Here is a 12,922-nt window from a genome sequence, read left to right as displayed (position 1 = left end):
TCTCACTCAAAAAATCGTTGTAAGGCTATCGAAGTCGGTCTACAGATTTTACGAGCCTCTCATCTCTGCGGATCAATACGTTTGCTATAAGCAGACAAATGACCGCGATCAATGGGAAAACCGGCTCAATACCCTTCTCAGGAATCTGAATTCCTCCGGATAAGTTTAGTAACCAGTACGCCAATACACCAATCAACAAAACGTTTATAATGATGCTGAACGTATTCAGCAAAATTTGTCTTTTTCTGTTTTTAAAGCTGAAAATACTTAATGCACCTGCCAAAACAAGGGCAATACAGCTTATATCTATCACCGGAATATTGCCAAAAACGTCAACATCCTGTCCTGTAACGAAAAGGGAAACTGCGGCTAAAACGGCCAGCAGGGTCCATATAGTCTGTATTCTCTGTAACATTGATTATTAAATACCTGGCAAAAATAACATAAATTTTGCACAATTCAAAAATTAGTGTAGATTTGCATTATACATATGTACTTGAAAACAAAAGTCACCGGACTTACTTTTCTTACTCACAATTAATTACATTTTTACATTAAGTATGTTTAACATAGAAACGTTAAGGTCAAAATCCGTAACGGAACTGACTAAAATCTTAAAAGATTTAGGCGTTAAAGTTGCTAGAAATAGCAATGATAATGATAAGATCTTTGCCGTTCTTGACTTTCAGGCTTCTAACCCTAAAGTTGCAAAAGATTATTTCAACGCCACAGAAACCAGCATGGATACTGAAGAAAAACCGGCAGATAAACCTGCTAAGGCTCCTGTAAAAAAAGCAGCGCCTAAAAGACAACCTGCCAAGCCGAAAGCAGAAGTAACAGCACCGGCAGAAGCGAAACCCCAGGCTGAAGAAACAAAAGTAGAGGAAAAGGTACCAGTTGCTGAAGAAATAAAGCCGGAAGAACCCAAAACTGAAACAGTTTCCGTTCCTGAAGAAAACAACTCAGCCCAGGCTAAGAAAAAAAGAAAAAGAGTGGTTGCCAACACCGGCAATACGGAAACTCCACAAGAAAGAGCTGAAGCTCCTAAAAATGCAGAACCTCAGGAATCTGCTCCATCAGAAGAAAAGCCTGCTACTTCCCAACCTCAGGCCAGATCCCAACAAAAAGGACACAACAATCCGCAAAACAGCGGAAACCAAAATAAGAACCCTAATCAGCATCAAAACCCAAACCAGGGTCAGAGCCAAAATCCTAATCAACACCAGAATCAGAACCCCAATCAAAATCAGCACAGACAACATGCTGACCGAAATGAGGAACATCATTCTGAGCACAGAAAAGAATTCAGTTTTGACGGGATGGTAAGCATTGAAGGGGTTTTAGAAATCCTTCCGGACAACTACGGATTCCTTCGTTCATCCGATTTCAGCTATATCTCTTCTCCGGATGACGTATATGTGTCTACAGCGCAGATCAGAAATTTCGGTCTGAAAACCGGAGATACCGTTAAAGGAATTGTAAGACTTCCGAAAGAAGGTGAAAAATATTTTTCATTACTGAAACCTACAGAAGTCAACGGACGTGATCTTGCGTTCATCAAAGACCGTGTGGCCTTTGAATATTTAACGCCGCTTTTCCCTGAAGAGAAATTTAATCTTACCGGAAACGGATCTACGCTTTCCACAAGAATTGTAGATCTTTTCGCACCAATCGGGAAAGGACAGAGAGCCATGATCGTTGCTCAGCCTAAAACAGGTAAAACGATGTTGCTTAAAGATATTGCCAACTCTATTGCGGCCAATCATCCTGAAGTATATATGATGGTCCTTCTGATCGACGAACGTCCTGAAGAAGTTACCGATATGGAAAGAAGTGTAAATGCTGAAGTTATTGCGTCTACATTTGATGAAGCGGCAGATAAGCACGTAAAAGTAGCGAACCTTGTTTTGGCAAAAGCCCAGAGAATGGTAGAATGCGGACATGATGTAGTGATCCTTCTGGATTCTATTACAAGATTGGCCAGAGCATACAACACCGTTACTCCGGCATCAGGAAAAGTTCTTTCCGGTGGGGTAGATGCCAATGCGCTTCACAAGCCGAAAAGATTTTTCGGGGCGGCCAGAAAGATTGAAGGAGGTGGGTCATTAACTATCATTGCTACAGCACTTATCGATACAGGTTCTAAAATGGACGAAGTGATCTTTGAGGAATTCAAAGGAACGGGTAACATGGAACTTCAATTGGATAGAAAAATTGCCAACAGAAGAATCTATCCTGCGATTGATCTTGTATCTTCAAGCACACGTAGAGATGATCTTCTTTTAGATGAAGTGACTTCTCAGAGAATGTGGATCTTCAGAAAATATCTTTCTGAAATGAATCCTGTGGAAGCGATGGAATTTGTCAATAAAAACATCAGAGGAACTTTAAATAATGAAGAATTCCTGATGTCTATGAATAAATAGATTAATTTAATTGTTAATAAAAAGCACGGTGATCTGATCACCGTGCTTTTTTTATGGTTGGAGTATTAAAGTCTTTGTGCTGCATTGTGATAGTGTTAAGTATGATCAGATTATATTCTTTTTTTCCAAATTGACTTTCAGAAGTGTTTTATACTGTGATAGCTATCTTCTTCCCGGTCCCATCGTTTCTCTGTGGAAATTTAATTCATTCTAAATCAGGATATCAATGTTAAAGATTTATTAAAGTAATCCCCAATATTTGATATTAGCTTAAATATTGGTTAAATTTGGGTATAACATTAAAAATAAAATTATGTCATTTGAATTACCAAAATTAGGATATGCATATGATGCATTAGAGCCGACGATCGATGCAAAAACTATGGAAATCCATTATACAAAACATCACCAGGCTTATATTGACAATTTAAATAAAGCAATCGAAGGAACTGAACTTGCTGGAAAAACCATCGAAGAGATCTGCCAGACAGGAACTGATAAACCAGCAGTAAGAAATAATGGGGGAGGACACTTCAACCACTCTTTATTCTGGGAAATTTTAACTCCGGGAGGAAGCAATGAGCCTGTAGGGAATGTAAAAGCTGCTATCGAAGCTTACGGTGGTCTTGAAAAATTCAAAACTGATTTTTCTGATGTGGCTAAAACAAGATTCGGTTCAGGATGGGCATGGTTGGTTAAAAATGCAGACGGATCTGTATCTGTTTCTTCTACACCCAATCAGGATAACCCATTAATGCCTGTTGCAGACGTTAAAGGAACTCCGGTTCTAGGATTAGATGTTTGGGAGCATGCTTACTATTTAAACTACCAAAACAGAAGACCTGATTATGTTTCAGCTTTCTTTAGCGTAGTTAACTGGGATAAAGTAGAGGAATTATTCAACAAATAATTTTCAGCGATTATAAAAGTAAAAGGTTCAGAAGAAATTCTGAACCTTTTTTTTATGGATTTTAAAGTGTATAATAAGTTTTCATAACATAAAGAAAATACCTTTACAATCGAATGATTATCCTGCTATCTTCACTCTTCCGGTCGTTTGTCAGGTTATCTCGTAGCATCACTTGGAGAAAGTCCGTTCATTTTCAGCCCATATTTCCAGCTTACGTAAGCAAAAACCTGGTAGAGCTTGTATTCAAATTGAATCCCATAGTTTTCTCTGGGGTTGTAATCTATTCCTGATTCTATAATATTCCTGTACTTTCCTGAATTATAATAAGAATTCCATTCAGTGACCAGAAATGTGTTTTTTGTTTTCAGATAGGATTCCGAGTACTGGCTCACGGGCTTGGCTACAGCATTTAGAAAATAATCAAACTGGGTATCCATCACGGTGAGCTCCCATTCGCCATCATCATTTTTAGACGGCTTCATTTCTGACTTTTCTTCATCTTTCGCAGGCGTGTTTTGAGAAAAACAGCTGAAAGGAAGAAATGCGAAGATGAGTATAACGACGATATTTTTCATGATAAAACATTGATATAAAAAATAAGCACTCAAAATGAGTGCCTAAGTTGATTTTTTATGGTTCTTTCTGAAGAATAACAAATGCCGGAAAGTGGTCACTGTATCCTCCTGTAAACTGGTCTCCGTTCCAGGATCTGAAAGGATAGCCTTTGTAATTTCCTTCCTTGTTGACCAGATAGGCGGGAGCAAATATTTCTGCTTTATATACTGAGTATTCTTTAGTAACCTGATCAGATACAAGATTTTTAGAAACAATGATCTGGTCAAACAGGTTAGGTGCATCCTGGTACGCTAATGAAGCGATACCTTTCTTATATAAAGGATACATTAAATTAAGATAAGGGGTCGTTTCGCTTAAGTCTTTAGGGCTTGCCACCGCTTTTAAATGATTTTTTAAACTAGAACTTACGGGATCATCATTGAAGTCACCCATGGCAAAAAGTTTTGTGGAAGGATCTGCTGTTCTGATACTGTCCATTTGCTGTTTCAATAACGCTGCAGCGGCATTTCTTTTGGGTAATGAAACGGCTTCACCTCCTCTTCTTGAAGGCCAGTGGTTCATAAAGAATGCTACTTTTTCATTATCAAGGAAGCCTGTTACGACAAGGATATCTCTGGTGTACTCTCTTTTTCCGTCGTCACCGAAAACTTTCAGTTCTTTCTTTAAAGAGTTGGTTACCGTAAATCTTCTTTTCTGATAGATCAGAGCTACATCAATACCCCTATAATCATAAGAATTATAATGAACAATTCCGTAATCATATTTGGCGAGTGCGGGCTGTTTGATAAGATCTTCGATCACCTGTCTGTTTTCTACTTCGATAAGCCCTACTACTGCAGGAGCTGTTTTGGTATATTGTGTCCCAAGTTCAGCAATTACTTTAGCTTCGTTGGCAAGTTTGGCTTTATAAATTTTAGTATTGTAATTTTTGCCGCTTTTTGGGGTGAATTCTTCAGAACCACTTTGGTATCTCACTGCTTTTTTTCCCTTTAAAGCGCCGTCGCTCCATTGTCCATCATACTTTTCTGCTTCTAAAAACTGGATAGAATCAATCGGGATGCTTCTGTGAAAAGCCGGATTACGGATGTCTTTAGTGCCATCAATATAATCTGCAGAACGTATAGTGTCCCAAAGGTTTTCCACATTCAAAAAACCAACAGCAGCCACTTTTCGCAGTTTCCCCTGTTGTGCAAAAGCCATGATCGAAAAAACGATGGCCATAAAACTCATAAATCTCTTCATCCTCTAGAGTATTAAAATTATTTAAACGACAAATTTACTTTTTTTTAATTCAACCCATTTTAAATATTTGTAAATTTAAAACAATATAAAATAATTCTCTTATATAATGAATCATAAAAGGTTGCAATGTTAAGAAAAAATAATGTTAAAAAAGTTGGAAATTCTAAATTTTGACTAAATTTGTGCCCCCAACTTTTAAACTGTTGAAAACTAATAAGAAAAGTATTAAAAAAAATAAATATACTCATGATTAAAAAACTATCATTAGTCTCTTTGTTTACTTTACTTCCAGCTTCATTCTATTTTGCGCAGACCACTGTATTTGCGTATCTTAAGGATGCTGATGGAAAGCCTGTTGAAAGGGCAGAAGTAGATCTTAAAGGGAGTGAAAATGATGTAACGGCTGATAAAATTGGATACTTCCAGTTTGTAGATCTGCAGCCGGGCCATTATCAAATTATGATTACGAAACCAAACTTCGAAACGAAAGTGATGGAGTTTGACGTAGCGGATGAGAAAAGAAAGGATCTGGGAATTGTTACCCTGTATTCTAATCTTACAAGCGCAGATCAAGGTTTAGCGATTATAGACAACGATGATGATGACAGCAACAGCAGTGGACAAGCTTCTACGGTAGGATTGCTACAATCATCAATGGATGTATTCAGCAGAATTGCTGCGTTTGATTTAGGATTTTACTGGTTCCGCCCGAGAGGGATCGACGGAAGAACCGGGGAGTCTATGCTGAACGGTGTTTCTATGGTGAAATCTGATAATGGTAATGTTGACTTCAGCAACTGGGGTGGACTCAACGAGATCACGAGGTATCCGGAAATCGCAGCCAACCACTCTCCATCTGAATATGCTTTTGGTGGAAACAGCTCTGTGGTTTACAAGAACACGAAAGCAAGTGAGTATAGAAAAGGATTCCAGTTTACACAATCCTTAACCAACAGAAACTACAGAAACAGAACATCTTTACGATATACCTCAGGAATGAGTAAAAAAGGATGGGCATTTACTGTAATGGGAGCAAGAAGATGGGCGGAAGAAGGAATTCAGGAAGGAACTTTCTATGATGCCTACGGAGCTTACCTGGGTATTGAAAAGAAATTCAGCGACAGCCACACCATTACGTTTAATGCGATTGGTGCACCATACAGAAGATCTACAGCCAGTCCAAGTACTCAGGAAGTCTATGACTACAGAGGAGTGCATTACAACTCTTACTGGGGATGGCAGGATGGAGAAAAGAGAAGCGAAAGAGTTCGAAGAGGATTCCAGCCGCTTTTCCAGGTTCAGGATTTCTGGAAAATCAATAAAAATTCCAGCCTTTGGACGACTGCATCTTACCAGTTTGGAAAAGATAAAGGTTCACGTTTAGACTGGAACGGGGTGACCAATCCTTCGCCTACGTATTACAGAAACTTACCAAGTTATTCGATCAACAGTATTATTTATAATGCTACCAACAATACTCAATCTGATCCATTACAGTATGCAACCCTAATAGATGCTTACAATACAAGTTTGGCAAGCTGGCAGAATGGAGATCCTAATGTTACTCAGATCAACTGGGGGCAGATCTATGCCAACAACCAAAAGAACGATGCAGCAGATCAGGCTGAAATGGCCCGTCTGTACGGAATATCCGGAAAGCGTTCTAAAATATATCTGGTAGATGATGTAAGCGACGATAAAATTTTCAACGCTGGTACACACTATACGTACAATTTTAATGACCGTACGAAGTTTATCATGAACGTATCTTATCAGAATTATAAATCTGAGCTGTACCGTGAAATGAAAGATCTTTTAGGAGGTGATTATGCCATCGGTGTGGATCCATTTAAAGAATCGGCTAAGCCAGGTTCTACAGGATTATACAATACGTTGGATCCTAACGTTCAGTTGAGAGTGGGAGACCGTATGACTTACAATTACATCCTGAGAAGACAGGAGGCAAAAGTAAATCCGGGACTGAAATTCTCTACAGGTAATTTCGATGTATTTGTTTCTGCTATGGCGGGATATTCTTCTTCAAACAGAGAAGGCCTTTTCAAACATTATTTATATGAGAATTCTTACGGGAAAAGTAAAGATTACAATTTCTGGAACTTCGGTTTGAAAGGACAGGTTGTTTACCGTATCAACGGGCGTAACTTCCTAGTGTATAACGGAGCAATGTACAATCAGGCACCATTCCTGGAAGATTTATTTATCAATCCTAGAATTAATGCACTTGTTAATCCTAACATCAGAAGTACGGTATATACTGCCAATGATTTAAGTTATGTGATCAATACTCCTTTCCTTAAATTAAGAGCATCCGGATATCTTGTTGATACCCAAAATGAAACGAATGTTCAGCGATTCTTTGCAGACGGAATTCAGCTGAGCAGCACGAATCCTGACGGATCTGTTTCTCAGGTACAGAGTGCTTTCGTTACTCAGGTAATGTCCAATGTTGAGAAAAGAAATATGGGGGTTGAACTAGGGGTTGACCTGAAAGTTCTACCTACTTTATCTTTACAGGGACTTGCAAGTTTAGGAGAGTATACGTACAGAAATAATCCTGAAGTATATCTGGTGTCAGATGCGTCAGGAAGTAGCGTGACCTCTTTCGGAAAAGCTTATCTGAAGGATTACAAACAAGGAGGAACTCCTCAGCGTGCTTTCTCTTTAGGGTTCCGTTACAACAACCCGAAATACTGGTGGGTAGGTGCCAACTGGAATTATTTTGATAACAATTATCTGGATCCGGCTCCGGCTTTAAGAACGAATAACTTTATTCAGAACCCATATTCAAGTACACCTTACATAGGTCTTACCGATGGTCAAGTACGTGATATGCTGAAGCCAGTACAACTTCCTTCTGCATTTTTCTTAAATGCTAATGCAGGGAAATCATTCATGATTGGAAAGTATTACATATTATTGACTGCTTCTGTGAATAACATCTTAAACAACAAGAGATTCATCACAGGAGGCTTTGAGCAAACGAGAGAAACGAAAGCGAAAGATTTTGCTTCGGATTATTACAGCGCTACACCTTCTTTCGGACCGAAATACTGGTACACTCAGGGACGTTCGTACTTTGTTAACTTACAATTCAGATTCTAATAAAAAATAAAAAAATAACAATGAATAATTTCACTAACTTTTTCAAAACGACATTCGTAGCAGTAGGTGTACTGTCTGCAGTGTCTTCTTGTGTAAAGAATGATGATTGGGAAACTCCCCCGATCGCCTGTTCAAATAAATTCGAAGCGCCTACCATTTCCATGGCAGATTTCGCAGCTCAGGCTCCTGCTACAGGGTATAAACTAATTACTACAGATCAGATCTTCGACGGATATATTGTTTCTTCCGATGCTCAGGGAAACTTCTACAAAACCATTTCTTTCCAGGATAAAACGGTAAATCCTACAGTAGGTCTTCAGATCGAAGTGGACAAAGCAAGTAACTTTGCAGATTATCCTGTAGGAGCACACATCAGAATTAATGCTAAAGGATTGCGTTTAGGACTTGACAGAGGTTCTATTAAGCTTGGTTCTGAAGATCCAAACTTTGCGATCGGTAGAATTCCTCAGGCTCTTGTTGGAAGATATGTTTCAGGAGTTTGTGGTGGAAACGGTTTGGATATCCAGACTCTTGTTCCTACAAAACTTAATTCATTAAATGATGCGAAACAGGCTAATTTGATCAATACTTTAGTAACGGTATCTGATGTGCAGTTCGGTATTGGTGAGATCTTCCCGATTCAGAAAAAATATCTTGATTATGATGCCGGAAACCAGGGATTGGATACGGATAGAAATATTGAAGATAAATTGGGAGGTTCTGCCGTGATCAGAAATTCAGGATTCTTCAAAAGTGGAGGTGAGCTTGTACCCAAAGGAAACGGGACAGTTACTTTCGTAGTGAGCAGATACAATACTACATGGCAGATGTTGATCAGAAGCTTAGCTGATATCAACTTTACAGGGACAAGAGTAGATGCAACGCCGCCAAAAGGAGGCACTGAGATCGCTTATTCCGGTTCATTCCTTGAAAACTTTGAAAGTTATTCACTGACGCCTACCAACCTTGAAGTGTATCCTAAATATGTAAATGACGCCGTATTAGGAAACAGATACTGGCAGTTAAAAACTTTCACCAATAATAAATATATCCAGTTGGGAGCTAATTCAGGTTCTGGAAATTATTTAACGTATTTTGCCGTACCTGTTGACTTTACAGCAGCTAATACAGTGAAATTTGACGTAAACGTTGGATTCTGGAATGGTAATGCTTTAAAAGTATATTACACAACCAACTATACTCCGCTTGGAGATATTACAACGGCCACTAAAACAGATATCACGTCTGCATTTACAATTCCACAGGCCCCAGCTGTTAATTACGGGACATTAACTCCTGCAGGGACTTACACGCTGCCTGCCGGATTAACGGGGAATGGATTTATCTTATTTGAGTATACGGGAGCATCTACAGGTGTTACGACGACAATTCAGTTAGATAATATTCAGGTTCAATAATCAACATCTGATATTTTAAATACAGGCCGTCTTTTAGGAGACGGCCTTTTTTGTTTTAATTGATAAACCTAAAATGGGTGGTGATTGCGATATATTGTAAATCAGAGATTTCAAACTTGAAAGGATTATTTTCATGGTTTTTAAATATGAAGCTATTCACTTCTGAGATTCATTTTTACCTCATATTCAATATCACTTTTGTCATATTTGAAAGGGATGTTGGGTAAAGACCATCCCACATCATAATAATCGTAATTTTTATGGACATGATATTTTTCCAAAGAATCTGTAATGTCAAATTTATCTAATATTAAATAGCCGTTCCTGATATCTGTAGAATCATATACCACAAGATATTTTCTCCCGTTAATAAATTCTCCATTCTGATGCCCTTTTCTAATGGTACCTCCGCCGTATCTGAATGTGTAATCATTACCTTTTGCATATCTCCTGTCCCCATAATCATCGGAAGTAATCTCTCCTACAGTATATTTAGAGTTTTTAAGAATTACTTCTGTAGGTTGCCTTATTGCTTTATATTTAAGAAAATAGGCGATCCAGCCGATTGAACAAATTATGATTACTGGCATTAGAAATTTTCTGTTCATGACATAGTTACTTTATTAACAGCGGATAAAATAAGTAATTTAATTGAAAATGGGACCAAAAAAAACCACCGCGTCCGCAGTGGTTTATTTATTTTTAAATTCTTCCAATTAGAAAGCAACCTCGTTTACTTCTTTTCCTCTCTGGAAGTTCATTACTTTCTGGCTTCCTTTATAAGCAATACTAACAATGTTGATCTGCTTAGGAAAAGCACTTAAGAGGATCGTATTCTTAATTTTCAGGGCACTGATGTCCGACACGCCGCCGGTCTCAAAATACACCCATACTGTTTCTCCGCTTACCTGACTTCCGGTGAAGGTTATAGTTTTTGGAGAGCCATTGATATACACATCAAAATTATTGTTCACATATTTTTTAACCTCTGCTTCAAATCCTGCTGTATTAGGATTGATTTTAATAGCATCAGAAATATGGTTGGTATTCATTTTTGTGGTAAACTTCAATGTTTTACTTCCATCTATATAATCCACTTTTGTCATTGAAGAGAAAAAGTCTACATACATAAAACTCATTAACACAAAAAATGTTAAAATTCCGGATATATATAAAAGTTTTTTCATCTTAATTAATAGATTTACAATCATACTTGCTAATTATAGGTCACAAATAATATGCCAATTAAAAATTTACATTCACAGAATATTTATCATAGAATGCTTTGATGTGGGCTACCGCTTCATCAGCGGTGTCTACCACTCTGTATAAATCAAGATCACCTTCGGCAATCATACCTTCTTTTAAAAGGGTTGCTTTGAACCATTCCAGCAATCCTCCCCAGAATTCACTGCCTACAAGAACGATCGGAAACTTACCGATCTTATTGGTCTGGATCAGCGTCATCGCCTCGGTAAGCTCGTCTAATGTACCGAAACCTCCCGGCATTACAACGAAACCTTGAGAATATTTTACAAACATTACTTTTCTGACAAAAAAGTAATCAAAGTTCATAGAATAAGACTTATTAATGTAAGGGTTGAAATGCTGTTCAAAAGGCAGATCAATATTAAGTCCGATGGATCTTCCCTGAGCATTAAAAGCGCCTTTATTTCCTGCTTCCATGATCCCCGGTCCGCCTCCGGTAATGATTCCGAAGCCCAGTTTGGTGATCTTTTCAGCGATTTCAACGGCCATTTCATAATATTTGCTTTCAGGCTTCAGCCTTGCAGAACCGAATATAGAAACACATGGCCCGATTTTAGCCAGCTTTTCATAGCCATCTACAAATTCAGCCATAACTTTGAAAACCATCCAGCTGTCCTTGGTGATCGTTTCATCCCAGGTTTTCTGTCTGAGACTGTTGTGAAGTTTGGTTTCGTTGACATCAAGTGCAGGATTTACTAAGCTTTCATCCCTGGTTCCATCCATTTCCATTGCAAAAATTATTTAAAATGTTTTTCGGCTTCTATTACGGATTCTGGTCTTCCTACATCAATCAAAATGCTGTCGTGCACAAATCCGTGGATATGTTCAGTCTGCATCAGATCCAGATATTCTTCCATAACAGAAAATTTGCCGGTTCTTTTTATTTTTTCAAAGATAGCAGGGTTGATACAGTGAACGCCACTGAAAGCAAGTGCTTTAAATCCTTTATTGAATTCCGCGAGTCTCTGTTCTCCCGATTGTACATTAAGCCATCCCCGTAATACCAAATCGTCGTTGAAAAGCAATTTTCTTGAGCTATCTCTGTCGGAAACCGCTAAAGTAGCAAAATCTTTTATCTTTTTGTGGTATTCAACAAGAGCACTGATATTGATCTCCGTTAAAATATCAGCGTTCATGATCAGAAAATCTTCCCCGTGATCGAGGAACTTTCTAGCAAAAATCAAGCCGCCACCGGTTTCCAGCAGTTCACTGGTCTCGTCAGAGATTTCAATGTTGCATCCGAAATTACTGTTTTTATTCAAAAATTCAACAATCTGATTTCCAAAATGATGGATATTGATCACAAAATCTTTTATTCCGAAGCTTTTAAGATAATTGATATTCCTTTCCAAAAGCGGGACACCATTTACCTGCGCCAATGCTTTTGGGTGATGATCCGTAAAAGGTTTCAGCCTTGTGCCTTTTCCGGCAGCGAAAATTAAAGCTTTCATAGAGTATAAATAATGAATGATAAGTAATGAGTAATTTCAGGGGTGATGAACAAATAAAATAGTACTTATTGCTCATTACCCATTACTCACGTTCAGTTGGTGCTGTTCGTCGTGGTGAAGACTTATTTCTATGCCTTCAGGATATTTTTCTTTAATAAATTCAGCGATCTTGATAGCAGAATAGACGGATCTGTGTTGTCCTCCTGTACATCCAAAACTGATCTGCAAATCTTCAAAACCTCTTTCCAGATAGTTGTCTATATTAATGGAGATAATGGATTTTACCAGTTCCAGAAATTTAGGCATCTCTGTTTTGGTTTCAAGATATTTCTGAACGCCGATGTCATTTCCAGTCTGGATTTTATATTCTTCAATTCTTCCGGGATTTAAAATTCCTCTGCAATCAAAGGTGAAGCCTCCGCCATTTCCTGAATTGTCTTTAGGGATTCCTCCTTTTTTGTATGAAAAACTGTGGATGTCGATGTGTAGCATTGTTGTATATTTTAT

General features: G+C 38.1%; 12 protein-coding genes. 4 read left to right on the top strand and 8 right to left on the bottom strand.

From position 1 onward, the window contains the following. Positions 1 to 25 precede the first annotated feature (25 nt). On the bottom strand, positions 26 to 415 hold the full coding sequence (locus BW964_RS11485) for a DUF4293 domain-containing protein (protein ID WP_073171317.1): 390 nt from the start codon (positions 413 to 415) through the stop codon (positions 26 to 28). 145 nt (positions 416 to 560) lie between these two features. On the opposite strand from BW964_RS11485, the gene rho reads away from it, so the two are divergent. Both rho and BW964_RS11475 read left to right on the top strand, forming a co-directional pair. Then, complete coding sequence (rho, locus tag BW964_RS11480; RefSeq protein WP_076507323.1) at positions 561 to 2,426, top strand: transcription termination factor Rho; 1,866 nt, start codon at positions 561 to 563, stop codon at positions 2,424 to 2,426. Positions 2,427 to 2,739: 313 nt separating this feature from the next. Beyond that, positions 2,740 to 3,336 carry a superoxide dismutase gene (locus tag BW964_RS11475; protein WP_076507321.1) on the top strand — a complete coding sequence of 199 codons (597 nt, stop codon included), beginning with the start codon at positions 2,740 to 2,742 and terminating at the stop codon, positions 3,334 to 3,336. Between the two features lie 155 nt (positions 3,337 to 3,491). Here the strand turns inward: BW964_RS11475 and BW964_RS11470 are convergent, their stop codons facing one another. Beyond that, positions 3,492 to 3,911: a DUF6146 family protein gene (locus BW964_RS11470; protein ID WP_076507319.1), complete on the bottom strand. Its 420-nt coding sequence runs from the start codon at positions 3,909 to 3,911 to the stop codon at positions 3,492 to 3,494. Between the two features lie 55 nt (positions 3,912 to 3,966). Further along, entirely contained in the window at positions 3,967 to 5,154 is a 1,188-nt protein-coding gene (locus BW964_RS11465; protein WP_076507317.1) for an endonuclease/exonuclease/phosphatase family protein, read from the bottom strand. A gap of 246 nt (positions 5,155 to 5,400) precedes the next feature. Here BW964_RS11465 and BW964_RS11460 point away from each other — a divergent pair, with 246 nt between their 5' ends. Both BW964_RS11460 and BW964_RS11455 read left to right on the top strand, forming a co-directional pair. Continuing rightward, positions 5,401 to 8,277, top strand: coding sequence for a carboxypeptidase-like regulatory domain-containing protein (locus BW964_RS11460; RefSeq protein ID WP_076507315.1), 2,877 nt, complete (start codon positions 5,401 to 5,403; stop codon positions 8,275 to 8,277). Positions 8,278 to 8,297: 20 nt separating this feature from the next. Further along, entirely contained in the window at positions 8,298 to 9,695 is a 1,398-nt protein-coding gene (locus tag BW964_RS11455; RefSeq protein WP_076507313.1) for a M949_1556 family lipoprotein, read from the top strand. A gap of 152 nt (positions 9,696 to 9,847) precedes the next feature. Here BW964_RS11455 and BW964_RS11450 read toward each other — a convergent pair whose 3' ends face one another. The 5 genes from BW964_RS11450 to BW964_RS11430 all read right to left on the bottom strand — a co-directional run bounded on the left by BW964_RS11450 (position 9,848) and on the right by BW964_RS11430 (position 12,907). Beyond that, entirely contained in the window at positions 9,848 to 10,285 is a 438-nt protein-coding gene (locus BW964_RS11450) for a hypothetical protein (RefSeq protein WP_123911945.1), read from the bottom strand. Positions 10,286 to 10,411: 126 nt separating this feature from the next. After that, positions 10,412 to 10,882 carry a DUF6702 family protein gene (locus BW964_RS11445; RefSeq protein WP_228431998.1) on the bottom strand — a complete coding sequence of 157 codons (471 nt, stop codon included), beginning with the start codon at positions 10,880 to 10,882 and terminating at the stop codon, positions 10,412 to 10,414. Positions 10,883 to 10,940: 58 nt separating this feature from the next. Further along, on the bottom strand, positions 10,941 to 11,693 hold the full coding sequence (locus tag BW964_RS11440; protein WP_084175816.1) for an LOG family protein: 753 nt from the start codon (positions 11,691 to 11,693) through the stop codon (positions 10,941 to 10,943). A gap of 8 nt (positions 11,694 to 11,701) precedes the next feature. Beyond that, a complete protein-coding gene (locus tag BW964_RS11435) occupies positions 11,702 to 12,415 on the bottom strand; it encodes a nucleotidyltransferase family protein (protein ID WP_076507307.1) in 714 nt (237 codons plus the stop codon). Between the two features lie 75 nt (positions 12,416 to 12,490). After that, complete coding sequence (locus tag BW964_RS11430; RefSeq protein WP_104669447.1) at positions 12,491 to 12,907, bottom strand: RapZ C-terminal domain-containing protein; 417 nt, start codon at positions 12,905 to 12,907, stop codon at positions 12,491 to 12,493. Positions 12,908 to 12,922 lie beyond the last annotated feature (15 nt).

Origin of the sequence: Chryseobacterium shigense (assembly GCF_900156575.1) — a bacterium.
GTDB lineage: Bacteria > Bacteroidota > Bacteroidia > Flavobacteriales > Weeksellaceae > Chryseobacterium > Chryseobacterium shigense.
Note: the sequence above shows the minus strand (reverse complement) of the source record. Positions and strands in the feature narration are given on the sequence as shown.